At 60.0% G+C, this 20,078-nt stretch carries 17 protein-coding genes and 1 pseudogene; 11 read left to right on the plus strand and 7 right to left on the minus strand.

Going from position 1 to position 20,078, the window contains the following annotated elements; genetic code table 11:
- Window positions 1-5 precede the first annotated feature (5 nt).
- From hisS to AC1D19_RS11995, 6 genes are all read left to right on the plus strand, one after another.
- Window positions 6-1,295, plus strand: a complete 1,290-nt coding sequence (gene hisS, locus AC1D19_RS11970; RefSeq protein WP_477754695.1) for a histidine--tRNA ligase — start codon at window positions 6-8, stop codon at window positions 1,293-1,295.
- Window positions 1,296-1,336: 41 nt separating this feature from the next.
- Window positions 1,337-1,978: a YfgM family protein gene (locus AC1D19_RS11975; RefSeq protein WP_477754694.1), complete on the plus strand. Its 642-nt coding sequence runs from the start codon at window positions 1,337-1,339 to the stop codon at window positions 1,976-1,978.
- Window positions 1,971-3,122: an outer membrane protein assembly factor BamB gene (gene bamB, locus AC1D19_RS11980; protein WP_477754693.1), complete on the plus strand. Its 1,152-nt coding sequence runs from the start codon at window positions 1,971-1,973 to the stop codon at window positions 3,120-3,122. The genes AC1D19_RS11975 and bamB overlap by 8 nt, the downstream gene beginning before the upstream one ends.
- Window positions 3,123-3,258: 136 nt before the next feature.
- The gene (gene der, locus AC1D19_RS11985; protein ID WP_477763297.1) at window positions 3,259-4,728 is read left to right on the plus strand and encodes a ribosome biogenesis GTPase Der; all 1,470 of its coding nucleotides are present in this window, start codon (window positions 3,259-3,261) and stop codon (window positions 4,726-4,728) included.
- A 224-nt stretch (window positions 4,729-4,952) separates the two neighbouring features.
- Window positions 4,953-6,101 (plus strand): pyridoxal phosphate-dependent aminotransferase, encoded by a 1,149-nt coding sequence (locus tag AC1D19_RS11990; protein ID WP_477763298.1) that lies wholly within the window; start codon window positions 4,953-4,955, stop codon window positions 6,099-6,101.
- Entirely contained in the window at window positions 6,089-6,880 is a 792-nt protein-coding gene (locus AC1D19_RS11995) for an amidohydrolase (RefSeq protein ID WP_477763299.1), read from the plus strand. The genes AC1D19_RS11990 and AC1D19_RS11995 overlap by 13 nt, the downstream gene beginning before the upstream one ends.
- Window positions 6,881-7,057: 177 nt before the next feature.
- On the opposite strand, the gene leuA is transcribed toward AC1D19_RS11995, so the two are convergent.
- From leuA to xseA, 3 genes are all read right to left on the minus strand, one after another.
- The gene (leuA, locus tag AC1D19_RS12000) at window positions 7,058-8,737 is read right to left on the minus strand and encodes a 2-isopropylmalate synthase (RefSeq protein WP_477753528.1); all 1,680 of its coding nucleotides are present in this window, start codon (window positions 8,735-8,737) and stop codon (window positions 7,058-7,060) included.
- Between the two features lie 331 nt (window positions 8,738-9,068).
- Entirely contained in the window at window positions 9,069-9,890 is an 822-nt protein-coding gene (locus AC1D19_RS12005) for a peptidoglycan DD-metalloendopeptidase family protein (RefSeq protein ID WP_477763300.1), read from the minus strand.
- Window positions 9,891-9,893: 3 nt separating this feature from the next.
- Entirely contained in the window at window positions 9,894-11,273 is a 1,380-nt protein-coding gene (gene xseA, locus AC1D19_RS12010) for an exodeoxyribonuclease VII large subunit (RefSeq protein WP_477759836.1), read from the minus strand.
- An 83-nt stretch (window positions 11,274-11,356) separates the two neighbouring features.
- Between xseA and AC1D19_RS12015 the strand changes: the two genes are divergently transcribed.
- Complete coding sequence (locus tag AC1D19_RS12015; protein ID WP_477763301.1) at window positions 11,357-12,121, plus strand: sulfite exporter TauE/SafE family protein; 765 nt, start codon at window positions 11,357-11,359, stop codon at window positions 12,119-12,121.
- A 56-nt stretch (window positions 12,122-12,177) separates the two neighbouring features.
- Here the strand turns inward: AC1D19_RS12015 and AC1D19_RS12020 are convergent, their stop codons facing one another.
- The 4 genes and pseudogenes from AC1D19_RS12020 to AC1D19_RS12035 all read right to left on the minus strand — a co-directional run.
- Window positions 12,178-12,573 (minus strand): DNA polymerase III subunit chi, encoded by a 396-nt coding sequence (locus tag AC1D19_RS12020; RefSeq protein ID WP_477753524.1) that lies wholly within the window; start codon window positions 12,571-12,573, stop codon window positions 12,178-12,180.
- A gap of 8 nt (window positions 12,574-12,581) precedes the next feature.
- Window positions 12,582-13,010 (minus strand): DNA polymerase III subunit chi, encoded by a 429-nt coding sequence (locus tag AC1D19_RS12025; protein WP_477753523.1) that lies wholly within the window; start codon window positions 13,008-13,010, stop codon window positions 12,582-12,584.
- Between the two features lie 60 nt (window positions 13,011-13,070).
- Complete coding sequence (locus tag AC1D19_RS12030; protein WP_477763337.1) at window positions 13,071-14,561, minus strand: leucyl aminopeptidase; 1,491 nt, start codon at window positions 14,559-14,561, stop codon at window positions 13,071-13,073.
- Window positions 14,562-14,710: 149 nt separating this feature from the next.
- A pseudogene (locus tag AC1D19_RS12035) lies at window positions 14,711-14,791 on the minus strand (outer membrane lipoprotein carrier protein LolA); the annotation flags it as partial.
- A 165-nt stretch (window positions 14,792-14,956) separates the two neighbouring features.
- Between AC1D19_RS12035 and lptF the strand changes: the two are divergent.
- The 4 genes from lptF to lepB all read left to right on the plus strand — a co-directional run bounded on the left by lptF (window position 14,957) and on the right by lepB (window position 19,960).
- The gene (lptF, locus tag AC1D19_RS12040) at window positions 14,957-16,075 is read left to right on the plus strand and encodes an LPS export ABC transporter permease LptF (RefSeq protein WP_477763302.1); all 1,119 of its coding nucleotides are present in this window, start codon (window positions 14,957-14,959) and stop codon (window positions 16,073-16,075) included.
- Window positions 16,068-17,129 carry an LPS export ABC transporter permease LptG gene (lptG, locus tag AC1D19_RS12045; protein WP_477763303.1) on the plus strand — a complete coding sequence of 354 codons (1,062 nt, stop codon included), beginning with the start codon at window positions 16,068-16,070 and terminating at the stop codon, window positions 17,127-17,129. The genes lptF and lptG overlap by 8 nt, the downstream gene beginning before the upstream one ends.
- Before the next feature lie 171 nt (window positions 17,130-17,300).
- Window positions 17,301-19,100, plus strand: a complete 1,800-nt coding sequence (gene lepA / locus AC1D19_RS12050) for a translation elongation factor 4 (protein ID WP_477759833.1) — start codon at window positions 17,301-17,303, stop codon at window positions 19,098-19,100.
- Between the two features lie 5 nt (window positions 19,101-19,105).
- Window positions 19,106-19,960, plus strand: a complete 855-nt coding sequence (gene lepB / locus AC1D19_RS12055) for a signal peptidase I (protein WP_477763304.1) — start codon at window positions 19,106-19,108, stop codon at window positions 19,958-19,960.
- Window positions 19,961-20,078: the final 118 nt, after the last annotated feature.

A 20,078-nucleotide genomic window follows, 5' to 3' on the forward strand; every position in this document is an offset into this window, starting at 1 on the left:
TTAAAGTGAGCAAGTCTCTGCAAGCCATTCGTGGCATGAACGACATCCTGCCCGAGCAGACCCCCCTGTGGCGTCATTTCGAAGGCACCGTTTCGCGCCTGCTGGATAACTACGGTTACAAGCAGATCCGCATGCCGATCGTCGAGTTCACCGAACTGTTCAAGCGTTCCATCGGTGAAGTGACCGACATCGTCGAAAAAGAGATGTACACCTTCGACGACCGCAACGGCGACTCCCTGACCCTGCGCCCTGAAGGCACGGCGGCCTGTGTGCGCGCAGTGCTGGAGCACGGCATCACCGGTGGCGGCCAGGTGCAGAAACTCTGGTACATCGGCCCGATGTTCCGCCACGAGCGTCCGCAGAAAGGCCGTTATCGCCAGTTCCACCAGATCGGTGTCGAAGTGTTCAACCTCGACGGTCCGGACATCGACGCCGAGCTGATCGTGCTGACCTGGCGCCTGTGGGGCGAACTGGGCATCCGCGATGCGGTCAAGCTCGAGCTCAACAGCCTGGGCACCAGCGAATCCCGTGGTCGTTATCGCGAAGCACTGGTCGAGTTCCTGTCCCGGCATCTGGACAAGCTGGACGAAGACAGCCAGCGCCGCCTGAAGACCAACCCGCTGCGGGTTCTTGATACCAAGAATGCCGACACCCAGGCGGTATTGGTCGATGCGCCGAAAATGGCCGACTACCTCGACGAAGAATCCCGTGTGCATTTCGAGGGCCTCAAGGCTCGCCTGGACGCCGCCGGCATTCCTTACGTGATCAACCCGAAGCTGGTTCGCGGGCTGGATTACTACAGCAAGACCGTTTTCGAGTGGGTCACCGACAAGCTTGGCGCCCAGGGCACCGTGTGTGCCGGTGGCCGTTACGACGGTCTGGTGGAGCAGATGGGCGGCAAGCCGACCGCCGGCGTTGGCTTTGCCATGGGCATCGAACGCCTGGTGCTGTTGCTCGAAACCCTGGAGCAGATCCCGCAGGAGATCTCCCGTCAGGTCGACGTCTACCTCTGCGCCTTCGGTGAAGCCGCCGAGCTCGCCGGGCTGATCCTGGCAGAGCGCGTTCGTGATCAGTTGCCCAACCTGCGCCTGCAAGTGAATGCCGGCGCCGGCAGTTTCAAAAGCCAGTTCAAGAAGGCCGACAAGAGCGGTGCGCTGTATGCGCTGATCCTCGGTGACGACGAAATGGCCCAGCAAGTGGTAGGTTTCAAGCCCCTGCGTGGCCAGGGCGAACAACAAAGCATTGCCTGGGATGCGCTTGCAGCACACCTGGCCACCTGCGTCGTGCAGGGTTGAAGCTGTCTAAACAGCCGAATTAGCGATTAAGGAGTATTGGGGTGTCGAGTACCGAAGACGAACATGTGGCGGAATTGAAGGAATGGTGGTCACGCAACGGTAAGCCCCTGGTCACTGGCGGCCTGTTGGCGCTGGTCATCGTGTTCGGCTGGCAGGCGTTCCACAAGTATCAGAGCAATCAGTCGCAAGGCGCCTCGATTCTCTATCAGCAATTGCTCGAAACCACCTTGACGCCTGATGGCAAGCCTGATGCGGCCCGTGTTTCGGACCTGGCCGGCAAGCTCAACAGCGAGTTCGGCGGCAGCGCCTACGCGCAGTACGGCAGCCTGTTCGTGGCCAAGGTTGCGGTCGACAGCGGCAAGCTGGACGACGCGGCCAGCGAGCTCAAAGCCATCGTCGCCAAGCCGGCCAACCCGGCGCTGGGCGAAATCGCCCGTCAGCGTCTGGCCCAGGTGCTCGGTGCGCAGAACAAGCCCGACGAAGCACTGAAGTTGCTCGACGGCGATGCCGACAAGGCATTCCTGGCCACTCGCGAAGAGCTCAAGGGCGACCTGCTGGTGCAGTTGGGGCGTACCGATGAGGCGAGCGCGGCGTATCAAAAAGCCAAGGCGGCTCTGTCGGATGAAGCGGCGGTCGGTGGCCTGCAAATCAAGCTGGACGACCTGGCCAAAGGGGATGCGTGACGTGATTCGTTGGAAACATGCAGCATTGCTGGCTCTGGCCTTGTTGGCCGCGGGTTGCAGCAGCAACAGCAAAAAAGAACTGCCTCCGGCCGAACTGGTCGACTTCAAGGAAGAAGTGGTTCTGCACAAGCAGTGGAGTCGTTCGATCGGTGACGGTCAGGGCGAAACCTACAACATGCTGGTTCCGGCCATCGATGGCGATACCATCTATGCCGCCGACGTCACTGGCGTGTTGATGGCGATGGACCGCAACACCGGCGACGTCAAATGGAAGAAAGATCTCGAGCTGCCTGTCTCCGGCGCCGTTGGCGTAGGTTACGGTCTGGTCACCATCGGTACGCTCAAGGGTGAAATCGTTGCCCTGGACGCCATCAACGGTGAAGAGAAGTGGCGCGCTCGCGTGTCCAGCGAAGTACTGGCACCGCCAGCCAACAACGGTGACGTTGTGGTGGTTCAGACCCAGGATGATCGCCTGATCGGCCTGGATGCCTCCACCGGTAACCGTCGCTGGATCTATGACAGCACCCCTGCGGTACTGACCCTGCGTGGCACCAGTGCACCGATCGTGACCAACCGCCTCGCGGTGGCTGGCCTGTCGACCGGTAAAGTGGTTGCCGTGGATATCACCAACGGCGTACCGGTGTGGGAACAGCGCGTAGCGATCCCGCAAGGTCGTTCGGAGCTGGAGCGTGTGGTCGATATCGACGGTGGCTTGCTGCTGTCGGGCGAGACGCTGTATGTCGCCAGCTATCAGGGGCGCGTTGCCGCTCTGGACCTGCAAAGCGGCCGTCAGCTCTGGCAGCGTGATGCTTCCAGCTACGCCGGTGTCGCCCAGGGTTTCGGTACCGTTTATGTGAGCCTGTCTTCGGGCACCGTTGAAGGCGTCGACGAGCGTTCCACCACAGCCTTGTGGAGCAACGATTCGCTGGCCCGTCGTCAACTGTCGGCCCCGGAAGTGTTCTCCAGCTACGTTGCAGTCGGTGACCTGGAAGGTTACCTGCACCTGCTGAGTCAGGTGGACGGTCGTTTCGTCGGCCGCGAGCGCATCGACAGCGACGGCCTGCGTGCCCGTCCGCTGGTGATGGGTGACACGATTTATGTATATGGCAACAGCGGCAAACTGGAAGCCCTGACCATCAAGTAAGAACTATGCTTGGGGTTAACACCCCAGGCGGCTCCGGATTTCCGGGGTTTGCAGCGCTTTCAGGCGTTGCCCCGAGCACCAGCCGCTGCCTCGCAGCGGCTTTTGTATTTTCTGAAATAACGAAGTGGAGAGCCGCATGGTTCCCGTAATCGCCCTGGTGGGCCGACCAAACGTCGGCAAGTCCACCTTGTTCAACCGCCTGACCAGGACTCGCGACGCCATCGTCGGCGACTTGTCCGGTCTGACCCGTGATCGCCAGTACGGTGAGGCCAAGTGGCAAGGGCGTTCCTACATTCTGATCGACACCGGCGGCATCTCCGGTGACGAACATGGTATGGACGAAAAGATGGCCGAGCAGTCGCTGCTGGCCATTGAAGAAGCCGATGTCGTGCTGTTCCTGGTAGATGCCAAGGCCGGTTTCACCGCCGCCGACCAGATGATCGCCGAGCATTTGCGCAAACGTAACAAGCGTTCCTACGTGGTCGCCAACAAGGTCGACAACATCGACCCGGAAATGGCCCGCGCCGAATTCGCTCCGTTGGGCATGGGACACGCGATCCCGATCGCTGGCGCTCATGGTCGTGGCATTACTCAGATGCTGGAAATCGCACTGAGTGACTTCCCGAAAGACGAAGACGAGCTGGAAGAAGGCGAGGAAGAAGACGTCGCCGAAGGCGAGGAAGCCAAGCGCATTCCTGGCCCAAGCGAAAAAGACGGGATCAAGATCGCGATCATCGGCCGTCCGAACGTCGGCAAGTCGACCTTGGTCAACCGCATGCTCGGGGAAGACCGGGTAATCGTCTACGACCAACCCGGCACCACCCGCGACAGTATCTACATCCCGTTCGAGCGTAACGACGAGAAGTACACGCTGATCGACACCGCCGGTGTGCGCAAGCGCGGCAAGATCCACGAAGAAGTCGAAAAGTTCTCCGTGGTCAAAACCCTGCAAGCGATCAAAGACGCCAACGTGGTGATCTTCGTGATGGACGCCCGCGAAGGTGTGGTGGACCACGACCTCAACCTGCTGGGCTTTGCCCTTGAGGCCGGTCGTGCGTTGGTCATCGCGATCAACAAGTGGGACGGCATGACGCCGAGCGAGCGCGACTTCGTCAAGATCGAGTTGCAGCGTCGCCTGTTCTTCGTCGAGTTTGCCGATATTCACTTTATCTCGGCACTGCACGGCACCGGCGTGGGCAACCTCTACGCCTCGGTACAGAACTCGTTCAAATCCGCAGTAACCCGCTGGCCGACCAACCGCCTGACCCAGATCCTGGAAGATGCGGTCGGTGAGCACGCCCCTCCGATGGTCAACAACCGCCGGATCAAGCTGCGTTACGCCCACTTGGGTGGCGCGAACCCGCCGATCATCGTGATCCACGGCAACCAGATCGAGAAAGTGCCGAAGTCGTACGTTCGCTATCTGGAAAACACTTACCGCCGTGTGCTGAAGCTGGTCGGTACGCCGATCCGCATCGAGTTCAAGGGTGGCGAGAACCCGTACGAAGGCAACAAGAACACGCTCACCGACCGTCAGGTCAACAAGAAGCGTCGTTTGATGTCGCACCACAAGAAAGCCGACAAGAAGCGCCGCGACAAGCGCTGATTCGAGCGTTCTGGGGCGTGCTTTTGTAGGAGCTGCCGCAGGCTGCGATCTTTTGATTTTGCTTTAAAGACAAGATCAAAAGATCGCAGCCTGCGGCAGCTCCTACAGGGTTCGGCGATAAGAAGGGTGCTCACCAGAGCGCCCTTTTTTTATGGGCGCCGTTTGGGCTATCCTCGGACTCCCCCGCGCCGCCGTAGAGCCGGGTGTAGAGCAGGGAACCACCGATGATCACCAGCAAGCTGCCGAATGTCGGCATCACTATCTTCACTCAGATGTCTCAGCTCGCGGCACAGACCGGCGCGCTCAATCTGTCCCAGGGTTTTCCCGATTTCGCGGCCCCGCAGGCCCTGTGCGATGCGGTCGGCCGGCATATCGCCAGCGGCCATAACCAATATTCGCCAATGACCGGGCTGCCGGTGTTGCGTCAGCAGATCGCGGCGAAGATCGCCCGCAGTTATGGCGCGCAGGTGGATGTGGATACTGAAGTGACGGTCACCCCCGGCGCGACCGAGGCGATTTTCTGTGCCATTCAGGCGGTTATCCACAGCGGTGACGAAGTCATTGTGTTTGACCCGGCCTACGACAGCTACGAGCCTTCGGTAGAGCTGGCCGGCGGTCGTTGCGTGCATGTGCAACTGGGCCTGAACGACTTCAGTATCGACTTCGAGAAGCTTGCCCAGGCACTGAGCCCGCGCACGCGGATGATCATTCTCAACACCCCGCACAACCCGAGTGGTGCGTTGATCAGCCGTGCCGAACTCGACCAGTTGGCAGCCTTGATCCGCGATCGCGACATTTATGTGATCAGCGACGAAGTCTACGAGCACCTGGTGTATGACGGTGTTCCCCATGTCAGCGTGCTGGCCCATGAAGAGCTGTATCAGCGTGCGTTCGTAGTCAGCTCGTTCGGCAAGACCTATCACGTCACAGGCTGGAAAACCGGCTACGTTGTCGCGCCACCGGCCCTCACGGCGGAGTTGCGCAAGGTGCACCAGTACGTGAATTTTTGTGGTGTGACGCCGCTGCAATATGCCTTGGCCGACTTCATGGCCGAACACCCGGAACACGTCGAAGAGCTGCCGGGTTTCTATCAGGCCAAGCGCGATTTGTTCTGTGATCTGCTGGCGCCGTCGCGTTTCAGTTTCACCCGGGTGACCGGCACCTATTTCCAGTTGGTCGATTACTCGCAGATCCGCCCGGACCTCAATGACGTCGAGATGGCCCTGTGGATGACGCGCGAGCATGGCGTGGCCAGTATCCCGATCTCGGTGTTCTACCAGGCGCCACCGGTCGGCCAGCGCCTGGTGCGGCTGTGCTTTGCCAAGCGTGAGGAGACCCTGCGGGAGGCAGCGGAAAAACTATGCGTGATCTGAGTGCATTGCCCAATCTGGACGTGGCGCTGATCCAGACGTCCCTGGCCTGGCACGACCGTCAGGCCAATCTGGAGCATTTCGAGCCATTGCTGGAGCAGGCTCGTGGCGCTGACCTGATCATCCTGCCGGAGATGTTCACCACCGGTTTTTCCATGGAGTCCGAAACCCTCGCTGAAGCGGAAAATGGTCCGACCAGCAAATGGCTGCGGGCTCAGGCGGCGAAACTTGATGCGGTGATTACCGGCAGCGTGATCGTTCAGGCAGCCGATGGCAGCCATCGCAATCGCCTTCTGTGGGCGCGACCGGACGGTGAGGTGCTGCATTACGACAAGCGTCATCTGTTCCGCATGGCCGGCGAGCACAACCACTACACCCCCGGCGAGCGCCAGGTGCAGTTCGAGCTCAAGGGCTGGCGCGTGCGACCGCTGATTTGCTACGACTTGCGTTTCCCGGTGTGGAGTCGTGACGCCCAGGACACTGATCTGCTGCTGTACACCGCCAACTGGCCAGGAGCACGGCGCCAGCACTGGAACCGCTTGCTGCCGGCGCGGGCGATCGAGAACCTGTGCTATGTGGCAGCAGTGAACCGCATTGGCACGGATGGCAAAGGCTTCGCGTACACCGGTGACAGCCAGGTGCTGGATTTTCAGGGGGAGACGTTGCTCAGTGCGGGAGAGGCTGATGGGGTGTTCAAGGTGACTTTGGATGCGGTGGAGCTGGCGGCGTATCGCACGCGGTTTCCGGCGAATCTGGATGCCGATACCTTCGAGTTCACCTGATATTTCGGTGAGTCCAAAAAGATCGCAGCCTTCGGCAGCTCCTACAGGGGATCGCATTCCAATGTAGGAGCTGCCGAAGGCTCGGGCCGCGTTCGGACGATCTTTTGATCTTAAAACCGCACAAACAAAAAAGGCCCCGAGGTTCACACCCCGGGGCCTTTTGCATTTCAGCGATGGTTACGCCGCTTTCGCTTCCGGCTGGCTCAGCGAACGGTTCAGCGCACTGAACAGGGCCTTGAAGCTGGCGGTGGTGATGTTTTCGTCGATGCCGACGCCATGCACCGCACGTTCACCGTTCACACGCAGTTCAATGTAGGCCGCGGCCTTGGCATTGGTGCCCGCGCCGATGGCGTGCTCGTTGTAGTCCATGATTTCCACCGGTACCGGCAGGCCGGCCACCAGCGCTTCCAGGGCGCCGTTGCCCTTGCCGCGCCAGTGCAGGTTGGTCTCGCCCTGGCCTTGGCTGGCCACTTCCACTTCAACGGCGCTGTGACCGTTTTCTTCCTGCAGGCGATGGCTGACCAGCGCGTACGGGGTGTTGGCCTGCAAGTACTCGCTGTGCAGCAATGCGTGGATTTGCTGGGCGGTCATTTCCAGACCCAGGCGGTCGGTTTCACGCTGCACGACCTGGCTGAACTCGATCTGCATGCGACGCGGCAGGCTGATGCCGTATTCCTGTTCCAGGAGGTAGGCGATACCACCCTTGCCCGACTGGCTGTTGACGCGGATGACCGCCTCGTAGCTGCGGCCGATGTCGGCCGGGTCGATTGGAAGGTATGGCACTTCCCACAGTGCATCCGGTTTCTGCTGGGCGAAGCCCTTGCGGATCGCGTCCTGGTGCGAGCCGGAGAACGCGGTATGCACCAGGTCGCCGACGTACGGGTGACGCGGGTGCACCTGGATCTGGTTGCACTCTTCGACGACTTTACGCACGCCGTCGATGTCGGAGAAGTCCAGCTCAGGGTTCACACCCTGGGTGTAGAGGTTCAGGGCCACGGTCACGAGGTCGACGTTACCGGTACGCTCGCCGTTGCCGAACAGGCAGCCTTCGACACGGTCGGCGCCAGCCATCAGGCCCAGTTCGGTGGCGGCAACGCCAGTACCACGGTCGTTGTGGGTGTGCAGGCTGATGATCACGCTGTCACGACGGTTGATGTGACGGCCGAACCATTCGATCTGGTCGGCATAGATGTTCGGCGTCGCGCATTCCACCGTGGCCGGCAGGTTGAGGATCATCTTGTGCTCGGGCGTCGGGTTCCAGACTTCGATCACCGCGTCGCAGACTTCCTTGGCGAACTCCATTTCGGTGGCGCTGAAGGTTTCTGGCGAGTATTCGAAGGTCCACTCGGTGTCCGGCTGCATGGCCGCGTATTTGACGAACAGCTTGGCGGCGTTCACGGCGATGGCCTTGACCCCGTCCTTGTCCTGGTTGAAGACAATGCGGCGGAAGGAAGGGGAGGTCGCGTTGTACAGGTGAACGATAGCTTTCTTCGCGCCGCGCAGGGATTCGAAGGTGCGTTCGATCAGGTCTTCACGACCCTGGGTCAGCACCTGGATGGTGGTGTCGTCCGGGATGTGTTTGCCTTCGATCAGGGTGCGAACGAAGTCGAAGTCGGTTTGCGAGGCGGCCGGGAACGACGCTTCGATTTCCTTCACGCCGACCTGCACAAGGGTTTTCCAGAAGCGCAGCTTTTTGACGGCGTCCATCGGCTCGATCAGCGACTGGTTGCCGTCACGCAGGTCGGAGCTGCACCAGATCGGCGCGGCGGTGATGGTTTTCGACGGCCAGGTGCGGTCCGGAATGTCGATGGTCGGGAACGCGCGGTATTTCGAAGACGGGTCTTTGAGCATGCTCATCAGGAAATCCTTATTGTGTGGGCCGAAAAAAGGCGGCCTGCCGGTGGATCAAAAGTTCTTGGAGTAACGCTTGGGACGAGGCACCACGATTCAGCCCGGCAGTCGTGCACTGACGAGGCACAGGCTGCGGTGCTGGCGGAGCTGAATGAGGGTGTGAGAGGTTTTCATGCCTTCAACCCTAACCGCGGGGGTGAAGGTTGGCAAGCAGTCGAAAAAAATTGAGAGGAATACTCGAAAAGTCTTTTTTTGCGAGATTTTATCTTCTGTTTCTATGGGATTGTTTATGGGTATTGCGCAGACAGTTCGTCATGCGCAATCCACATCGTGACATCTATGGCTGGAATGCGCCGATGAAAATAGCCGGGTCCACCCGAGTCTCATTGAGGCTGATATTCCAATGCAAGTGCGGCCCAGTCGCGCGGCCGGTCGAACCGACTTTCCCCACCACTTCCCCTCGGGCCAGTTGCTGGCCAACTTTTACGTCAATCTTCGACATGTGGCAGAACATGCTGATAAAACCCTGGCCGTGGTCAACGAATACGGTGTTGCCGTTGAAGAAGTAGTCGCCTGTCAGGATCACTTTGCCGCCGGCGGGGGTCTTGATCGGGGTACCGGTTGGCACGGCGAAATCCAGTCCTGCATGGGGATTGCGTTCTTCGCCGTTGAAGAACCGGCGTACGCCGAACTTGCTCGATAGTGGTCCGTTAACGGGTTTGTCCAACAACAGGTTGCTGGGGGTATTGGGACTGAAACTTCGGTAGGCACCCAGTTGCAAAGGGATTTCTTGATCAATGCGTTTCTGATCGTCCGGGTTCGGATTGACCTGGCGCTTGTTCTTCAACGTAATGTGCTGTTCGGGGTACTTCTTGCTACCGACGTTGAACGCCAGGTTGCGATCGCCGCTGCTGATCTGCTGACTGCCGGGTTTGACGGTCAGGGGGACGCCGACAATCGCAAGCCAGTCGTTCTGCTCCTTGACCACCAGCACGGCTTTGCCCTGGTAACTGACTTTTGGTGCTTGTGCTGACGGGCCTAGATTGACCACCGCAACTCCACCGGGCACTGGTTTGTTCAGCAGGCGGGTGATGTAACTGTCGGCGTGGGCATTGAACGTCAGGCATAGCAGAAACAGGACGCTGAGAAAACGCGGCATAGATTAATCCAATAAAGAAAGGGTGACGGGCGTCAGGTGATTGTCTTCGACCCGCACTTGCAGTTCGCCTTCGCCCAACTTGGCCTTGAGACGCTGGCCGTTATGGGTTTGCGCGGCGTTGCGGATCGCGTTGCCGCGCTCGTCCAGCAAAATGCTGTAACCACGGCCGAGGGTCGCCAACGGGCTGACCACATGCAGTGTCTGCATCTGGCTGTGCAATTGCAGGCGACGGTTCTTCAGCCCTTCGCGGATGGCGCGCGGCAAGCGCTCGGCCAGGCTGTCGAGGCGCTGGCGAAGCATTGCCAATTGCCGGCCGGGATGTTGTGCGGCCAGACGGGTTTCCAGGCGGATCAAGCGTTCGCGACGGGTGTTGAGGCTGCGCTCGAACGCGCGGCGCATGCGCATGTCCAGGTCATCCAGGCGTTGTGCTTGCTGGCGCAGGCGCTCGCCGGGATGACGCAGGCGCCGGGAAATGCCTTCCAGGCGTAGTCGATCGCGCATCAAGCGGTCACGCATGCGCATCACCAACCGTCGGTGCAGGCTTTCGACCCGACGCACCAGATCGCTGGAGTCCGGTGCCAGCAATTCGGCGGCAGCGGAAGGGGTGGGCGCGCGAACGTCGGCCACGAAGTCGCTGATCGACACGTCGGTTTCATGGCCGACCGCGCTGACAATCGGCGTCACGCAAGCGTCTACGGCGCGGGCCACGGCTTCTTCGTTGAAGCACCAGAGATCTTCCAGCGAACCGCCGCCCCGGGCCAGGATCAGTGCGTCAAAACCCCGGGCATCTGCCAGTTTCAGGGCACGGACAATCTGCGCGGTGGCTTCGCGGCCCTGTACGGCGGTGGGGATCAGGGTCAACTGCACCTGCGGTGCGCGACGGCGGAACACGCTGATGATGTCGCGGATCACCGCCCCGGTGGGCGAACTGATGATGCCGATGCGTTGCGGGTGCGCCGGTAGCGGGACCTTGCGCTCGGCACTGAACAGGCCTTCGGCGCTGAGTTTTTCCTTGAGTGCGTCGAAGGCCAGGCGCAAGGCGCCATCACCGGCCGGCTCCACAGTATCGAGGATCAGTTGATAATCACCGCGCCCTTCGAACAGCGAGACTTTGCCGCGCACCTTGACCGCGAGCCCGTCCTTCAGTGCCTGGCGAACCCGTGCCGCGTTCTGCCGGAACAGTGCGCAACGGACCTGGGCGCCGCTGTCCTTGAGGGTGAAGTACACATGGCCCGAAGCCGGACGGGCGAGGTTGGAGATTTCACCTTCGACCCAGATGTTGCTGAACACGTCTTCGAGCAACACCCGCGCGCGGCCATTGAGCTGGCTGACGGTCAGGACCTCACGGTCCAGGCCGAGTCTTGAAAAGGGATCTTTAATCATGGGGCGCAGTTTAAAGGCATTTTCCAACTGAATGCACGATCCCTTGTAGGAGCCTTCGGCAGCTCCTACAGGGATTGAGTGAAATGCTGGTTGAATTGTTAAACCAATGGCCCTTCAGCGCCATGGACTGGCTGATCATCGGTGCGGGCATCGCCCTGGCCTACATCGTGTTCGGCATCGCCGGTTTTGGCACCGCGCTGGTGGCGGGGCCGATCCTGATTCTGTTCATGCCGCTGTCGAAGATCGTGCCCTTGCTGGTGCTGCTCGATTTCGTCGCGGCATTCGGCAATCTGTTGCCTTCGCGGCGTGATGTCGCCAGGCCGGAGCTGTTGCGGTTACTGCCCTGCATGGCGGTGGGGTGCACGCTGGGGGTGATTTTCCTGCTGAACCTCAAGTCCGATCTGTTGCTGTTGTTGATGGGGGTGTTTATCAGCGCCTATGCGATTTACAGCCTGTGGATCAAAACCCGCCCGACGCAATTGTCTGCCGTATGGGCGCTGCCGATGGGGACGGTGGGCGGAATGTTTGGCGCGTTGTTTGGCAGCGGCGGCTTTCTCTATGCGATCTATTTGAACAGCCGTTTGCCCAAGGAGGCGGCCCGGGCCACCCAGAGTGCGCTGATCAGTTGCAGTACGGTGGTGCGTTTGAGCCTGTTTGCCATCGCCGGTGTGTATGCCGATCTGCCCTTGCTGGCGCTGGCGGTTTGTCTGTTGCCGGCCATGGTGCTGGGGCTGTGGTTCGGTCGAAGGCTGACCATGCGCTTGTCCCGCGAGGCGTTCATACGCCTGGTGACGTGGCTGGTACTTGCCAGCGGGATCGCGTTGATCGGGCGCTATCTCAGTACCTGAAGATTCAACCTGTGGCGGGGAGCTTTTTGTGGGAGCGAGCTCCCCCCGCAAGCTGTTCAGTCGTTGTACTGGCTCAACAACCGCTCAAGCCGTGCACTGAGTCGGCGTTTGATTTCGGTTTCGATATGCGGAGCGAAGTCGTCGATCACGTCTTGCATGATCAGCTCCGCGGCAGCGCGCAATTCGCTGTCCAGGTGCAGCAAGTCGTCCGGCTTCTTGCTGGCGACTGGCGTCGCTGCTGGTTCTACGGCGGGAGCAGCAGGTGTTGGTTCGACAGGTGGCGAAGGCTCGCTCACGGCGTCGAACAACATCGGAATCTGTTCCTGGTCGCCGTCCTCGACCGTGTCGGTCAGCAGGGGCGGTTGCAGGTTGTCATCGCCGAGCAATTGGCGGATCGACTCAAGGTCGTCCAGCAGGTGCGCGGACTGTTGCAGCGGTTTTGGAGTGTCCATTGGAAGGCTCAGAGTCGCTGTAAACGGTGATCTTGCAGAGGATAGCCCTGTTCGCGGTAGAAACGGAAACTCTCCCGCGCGGCCGCTCTGATCGTTGGATCCTCCACCACCACTTCCGCCACTCTGGCGAACCTGTTGGCGAAGGCCGGGACTTTCAGGTCGAGATTGACCAGCAAATCCTGATGCTGACCGCAGTCATCGCCCACCCCCAAAACAATCAAGCCGTCAGGTTCGCTGTCGGCAGGGCCATGGGGCACGAAGCTTTCGCCCTTGAACGTCCACAGCCGCGCATCGAGATCGTCACGCTGGGCCGCATCGCTGCAATGCAGGTAGATGCGGTGGCCCATGCGCCAGGCTTTCTCGGTGAGCTTGCAGGCAAAGTCCAGGCGTGCCGAAGGATCGGCGCTGGGCAGGATATAGAAGTCGACTTTGGTCATTGCGGTTCCAGAGCGGCAAACGGCGTCACCGGAAAGTGACGCCGCCGCCCATCATCGGTTTCAGGCTTTGGCGCGGTCCAGCAGGTACTGGGTTAGCAGGGGAACCGGGCGGCCAGTGGCGCCCTTGTCCTTGCCGCCGCTGGTCCAGGCGGTGCCGGCGATGTCCAGGTGCGCCCAGTTCAGGTTCTTGGTGAAGCGCGACAGGAAGCAGGCCGCGGTGATGGTGCCGGCTTTCGGGCCGCCAATGTTGGCGATGTCGGCGAACGGGCTGTCCAGCTGTTCCTGGTACTCATCGAACAGCGGCAGTTGCCAGGCGCGGTCGTCGGCAGCCTTGCCGGCGCTCAGCAGTTGGTCGATCAGTTCGTCGTTGTTGCCCAGCAGGCCCGATGTGTGGGAACCCAGCGCGACCACGCAGGCGCCGGTCAGGGTCGCGATGTCGATGACCGCTTGCGGCTTGAAGCGCTCGGAGTAGGTCAGTGCATCGCACAGCACCAGACGGCCTTCGGCGTCGGTGTTGAGGATTTCCACGGTCTGGCCGCTCATGGTGGTGACGATGTCGCCCGGGCGCGAAGCGTTGCCGCTCGGCATGTTTTCGGCGCAGGCCAGGATGCACACCAGGTTGATCGGCAGCTTCAGCTCAAGCACGGCACGCAGGGTGCCGAACACGCTGGCGGCGCCGCCCATGTCGTACTTCATTTCATCCATGCCGGCGCCCGGCTTGAGGCTGATGCCACCGGTGTCGAAGGTGATGCCTTTGCCGACCAGCGCATACGGCTTCTCGGATTTCTTGCCGCCGTTGTACTGCATGACGATCAGGCGCGGCGGCTGGGCGCTGCCCTGGCCGACGGCGTAGAACGAGCCCATGCCCAGGGCCTTGATCTTCTTCTCGTCGAGGACTTCGACTTTCAGGTCCTTGAATTCTTTGCCCAGGTCTTTCGCCTGCTCTCCGAGGAAGGTCGGGTGGCAGATGTTCGGCGGCAGGTTGCCCAGGTTGCGGGTGAAAGCCATGCCGTTGGCGATGGCAGTGGCGTGGGCCACGGCGCGCTGCACTTCAGCTTGAGCCGCCTTGATGGTCAGCAGGGTGATTTTCTTCAGGGCGCGGGGTTCGGCTTTCTGGCTCTTGAACTGGTCGAACTGGTATTCGCCATCGATCAGGGTTTCGGCCAGCAGGCGGGTCTTGCCGTAGCTGTCGCGGCCTTTGACGACCACTTCATCCAGGGCCAGCACAGCGTCGTTGCCGCCCAAACCTTTGAGGGTATTGAGGATGCCGGCGATGATTTTGCGGAACGGGCGGTCACCCAGTTCGTCGTCTTTGCCAACGCCGACCAGCAGCACGCGCTCGGCCTTGAGGTTCGGCAGGCTGTGCAGCAACAGGCTCTGGCCAACCTTGCCGGCCAGGTCGCCGCGCTTGAGCACTGCGCTGATCGCGCCGCCGCTCAGTTCGTCGAGTTGTCTGGCAACCGCGCCCAGCTTGCGGCCTTCGCCGACGGAGACCACGAGAGTGGCGGTCTTCAACGTTTCGGGGTTGACGCTTTTTACAACCAGTTCCATGTCCGGGTCCCTGAATTGATGGTTATCACGCATGCGCCCGACACTTTATGTGCGTCGATTGCTTATAAACAGAAAGGCGCCAGGATCGACCGGCGACAAAGGCCGCAGTTTGAACCTCGCTACCGGCGGCTGACAACCCTCGGTTGTACGATTGTAGGAGCGAGCCTGCTAGCGAAGAACCTGAGGCCGTCTCGGGGTTTGAGGCTTATCGCGTAATCGTTGACGACCATCGCGAGCAAGCTCGCTCCTACACCTACCCCCAATGCATTGCGCAGTGACAGGTGCACCCAATCACAGGATAATGCGCCATCTTTTTTCGGCGGCTCTGCCTTGCGGGCTGTCCGATACGTTTGCTTGTTTGGCCGCCTTAGCCTGACAATCCTGGAGTGTCTGGTTTGATCGTCTTCCGTTATCTATCCCGCGAAGTCCTGTTGACCTTGAGCGCCGTCAGCGCCGTGCTGCTGGTCATCATCATGAGCGGTCGCTTCATCAAATACCTCGCCCAGGCGGCCTCGGGGCTGCTGGATCCGGGGTCGCTGTTCCTGATCATGGGCTTTCGTCTGCCGGGCTTCCTCCAGCTGATCCTGCCGCTGGGGCTGTTTCTCGGGATCCTGTTGTCCTACGGGCGCCTGTACCTCGAAAGTGAAATGACCGTGCTCTCGGCCACCGGCATGAGCCAGCAGCGGCTGGTTTGGATGACAATGTTTCCGGCCACCCTGGTTGCACTGATCGTGGCGTGGCTGAGCCTGAGCCTGGCGCCGCAGGGGGCCAATCAGTTTCAGTTGCTACTGAACAAGCAGGATGCCTTGACCGAATTCGATACCCTGGAGCCAGGGCGTTTCCAGGCCCTGCGAGACGGTACCCGGGTCACCTACACAGAGCGCATGACCGATGACCGCGTCAATCTGGGGGGCGTGTTCATCTCGCAAAAAAACATCAGTTCCAATAACAAGGATCGCGGTATTTCTGTCCTGGTAGCAGAAAAGGGGCGTCAGGAAATTCGCCCGGACGGCAACCGCTACCTGATCCTTGATAACGGCTATCGCTATGACGGTAATCCAGGGCAGGCCGACTACCGGGCGATCAAGTACGACGAGTACGGTGTGTTGCTGCCAAAACCGGACGTCAGCGACGAAGTCACCGACCGTGATGCGATGCCGACCAGTAAGTTGATCGGCAGTGAAGACATTCGCCTGCGCGCCGAGTTGCAATGGCGCATGTCACTGCCATTGCTGGTGTTCATCGTGACCTTGATGGCGGTGCCGCTGTCGCGGGTCAATCCGCGTCAGGGCCGATTCCTCAAATTACTGCCGGCGATTCTTCTTTATATGCTTTACCTGACCATTCTGATTGCCGCCCGCGGTGCCCTCGACAAGGGCAAGATCCCCGCGGTGCTGGGCTTGTGGTGGGTGCACGGGATTTTCCTGGCCATTGGCCTGGGCCTGCTTTATTGGGAACCCCTGCGTTTGAAGAGGGCGAGTCGCCGCAGCGCGCTGGAGGTGGCCCGTGGTTAAGCTGGATCGCTACATTGGTAGCAGTGTGTTGATTGCGATTCTGGCGGTGCTCGGGATCATTCTTGGTCTGGCGACACTGTTTGCCTTCATCGACGAGATGAGTGAAGTCAACGATACCTACACCCTGGTCGATGTTCTGAGTTATGTGACGCTGACCGCGCCGCGCCGGATGTACGAAATGATGCCGATGGCCGCGCTGATCGGTTGCCTGATCGGTCTGGGCAGCCTGGCCAGCAACAGTGAACTGACCATCATGCGTGCCGCTGGTGTGTCGATTGGCCGGATCGTCTGGGCGGTCATGAAGCCGATGCTGGTATTGATGCTCGCCGGTGTGCTGGTCGGCGAGTACATCGCGCCGCCTGCCGAAACCACCGCGCAAGCCAATCGCTCGTTGGCCCAGGGCAGCGGTGATGCACAAAGCGCCAAGCACGGCTTGTGGCACCGCCAGGGCGATGAATTCATTCACGTCAACTCGGTACAACCCAATGGCATCCTGTATGGCGTGACCCGTTATCGCTTCGACAACGAACGGCACATGCTGTCGGCGAGCTTCGCCAAGCGTGCCGAGTTCGACACCGATCACTGGCAGTTGACGGACGTCACGACCACGCTGTTCCACGAGCGCAGCACCGAAGTGGTTTCGACCCCGATCGAGCGTTGGGAAGTCGCATTGAGTCCGCAGTTGCTGAACACCGTGGTCATGGTGCCGGAGTCGCTGTCGATCAGCGGCTTGTGGGGTTACATCCACTATCTGGCAGACCAGGGGCTGAACAATGGCCGCTACTGGCTGGCATTTTGGGTCAAGGTGTTGCAGCCGTTGGTCACTGCCGCGTTGGTGTTGATGGCCATTTCCTTCATTTTCGGTCCATTGCGTTCGGTAACTCTCGGCCAGCGTGTATTCACCGGTGTGCTGGTGGGCTTCACCTTCCGCATCGTCCAGGATTTGCTGGGGCCTTCCAGCCTGGTATTCGGCTTCCCGCCGTTGCTTTCGGTGCTGCTGCCGGCGGGTATTTGTGCCTTGGCGGGGCTCTGGTTGTTGCGTCGAGCAGGCTGATGGCGGGCATTTTCCGACCGCTTTGACGATTTAGAACGCCCCGGTCGCAAGACCGGGGCGTTTTTGTAGGCACCGTCTGACCTGCAAACGTGACGCTTGCGCCGTGGATCAGGTACAATTCCCGGCTATTTTTCGGCGGGCCATGCCTGCAGCCTTTTTGAGTGTTGATCCGTGAGTGATTTGAGTCATATCCGCAATTTCTCCATCATCGCCCACATTGACCATGGCAAGTCGACGCTGGCCGATCGCTTCATCCAGATGTGTGGCGGCCTCGCCGAGCGCGAAATGGAAGCCCAGGTCCTGGACTCCATGGACCTTGAGCGTGAACGCGGGATCACCATCAAGGCGCACAGCGTCACCCTGTATTACAAGGCTCGCGACGGTATCAACTACCAGCTGAACTTCATTGATACCCCCGGCCACGTTGACTTCACCTATGAGGTGAGCCGTTCGCTGGCCGCCTGTGAAGGCGCGCTGCTGGTGGTCGATGCCGGTCAAGGCGTTGAAGCTCAGTCGGTTGCCAACTGCTACACGGCGATCGAGCAGGGCCTGGAAGTGATGCCGGTGCTGAACAAGATCGACCTGCCACAGGCCGATCCGGACCGTGTTAAAGAAGAAATCGAAAAAATCATCGGCATCGACGCTACCGATGCAGTCGAGTGCTCTGCCAAGACCGGTCTGGGCGTCGACGAAGTACTCGAACGCCTGGTCGCCACCATTCCTGCGCCAACCGGTAACTACGAAGATCCGCTGCAAGCGTTGATCATCGACTCCTGGTTCGACAACTACCTGGGCGTTGTTTCCCTGGTACGCGTGCGCCACGGTCGTGTGAAGAAGGGCGACAAGATCCTGGTCAAATCCACCGGCAAGATCCACCTGGTGGACAGCGTCGGTGTATTCAACCCGAAACACACCCCTACCGTTGACCTGAAGGCCGGTGAAGTGGGCTTCATCATCGCCAGCATCAAGGACATTCACGGTGCACCGGTCGGTGACACCCTGACCTTGAGCTCGACGCCGGACGTTGATGTACTACCAGGCTTCAAACGCATTCAGCCGCAGGTTTACGCCGGTCTGTTCCCGGTCAGCTCCGACGACTTCGAAGATTTCCGTGAGGCCCTGCAAAAGCTCACGCTCAACGACTCGTCCCTGCAGTACACCCCGGAAAGCTCCGACGCCCTGGGCTTCGGCTTCCGTTGCGGGTTCCTCGGCATGCTGCACATGGAAATCATCCAGGAGCGCCTGGAGCGCGAGTACAACCTGGACCTGATCACCACGGCGCCGACGGTAATCTTCGAGCTGCTGCTCAAGACCGGCGAGACGATCTACGTCGATAACCCGTCGAAGCTGCCGGATCTGTCTTCCATCGAAGACATGCGCGAGCCGATCGTGCGCGCCAATATCCTTGTGCCGCAAGAGCACCTGGGCAACGTCATTACCCTGTGCATCGAAAAACGCGGTGTGCAGGTCGACATGCTGTTCCTCGGCTCCCAGGTACAAGTGACCTACGACCTGCCGATGAACGAAGTGGTGCTGGACTTCTTCGATCGCCTGAAATCCACCAGTCGCGGCTATGCTTCGCTGGACTACCATTTCGATCGTTACCAATCGGCTAGTCTGGTGAAACTGGACGTGCTGATCAACGGTGACAAGGTCGACGCCCTGGCGCTGATCGTGCACCGCGACAATTCGCACTACAAAGGTCGCCAGTTGACCGAGAAAATGAAGGAACTGATTCCGCGGCAGATGTTCGACGTGGCAATCCAGGCCGCCATTGGCGGGCAGATTGTGGCGCGGACAACCGTCAAGGCGCTCAGAAAGAACGTATTGGCCAAATGCTACGGTGGTGACGTCAGCCGTAAGAAGAAGCTGCTGGAAAAGCAAAAGGCCGGTAAAAAACGCATGAAGCAAGTCGGCAACGTGGAAATTCCACAGGAAGCCTTCCTTGCAGTGCTCAGGTTGGATAGTTAGGTCCTATGTCACTAAATTTCCCGCTGTTGCTGGTCATCGCCGTATTCGTCTGCGGTCTTTTGGCGTTGCTCGATCTGTTGTTCCTGGCGCCACGGCGCCGGTCTGCCATCAATGCCTATCAGGGCAGTGTGAGCCAGCTTGATGGCGCAGTGGTCGAGAAACTGAGCAAGGAACCGCTGCTGGTTGAATACGGCAAGTCGTTCTTCCCGGTGTTGTTCATCGTGCTGGTGCTGCGTTCGTTCCTGGTGGAACCGTTCCAGATTCCTTCCGGTTCGATGAAGCCAACCCTGGATGTCGGCGACTTCATCCTGGTGAGCAAGTTTTCCTACGGGATCCGCTTGCCGGTGATCGACAAGAAAGTCATCGAAGTCGGTGATCCACAGCGCGGCGATGTGATGGTGTTCCGCTACCCGAGCGACCCGAACGTCAACTACATCAAGCGTGTAGTTGGTTTGCCGGGCGACACGGTTCGCTACACCGCCGACAAGCGCCTGTTCGTCAACGGTCAATCGATTGCCGAGCAACTGGTCGGCGCCGAGCCGGGCACGCTGGGCAGCGCTGAGCTCTACAAGGAAAAACTCGGTGCGGCCGAGCACATGATCCGCAAGGAAATGAGCCGCTACCGCGCCATGCCGGACCATTCGTGGACCGTGCCGGCCGGGCACTACTTCATGATGGGCGATAACCGCGACAACTCGAACGACAGTCGCTACTGGGATGATCCAAGCATTCCCAAGGATCTGCTGGGCATGGTTCCCGACAAGAATATCGTCGGCAAGGCCTTCGCGGTCTGGATGAGCTGGCCGGAACCCAAACTCAGCCACCTGCCGAATTTCTCGCGGGTTGGCCTGATCAAGTAATCAGACACGGCGCTGTTGAACACAGCGCCGAATGCATTTCTGGAACCGGCACAATGGGCGCCAGACGCATGAAAACAATGATATTCAGGATGTTATTTTTGAACACAGCGTTAATTGT

Source organism: Pseudomonas sp. P1_C12 (genome assembly GCF_056406435.1).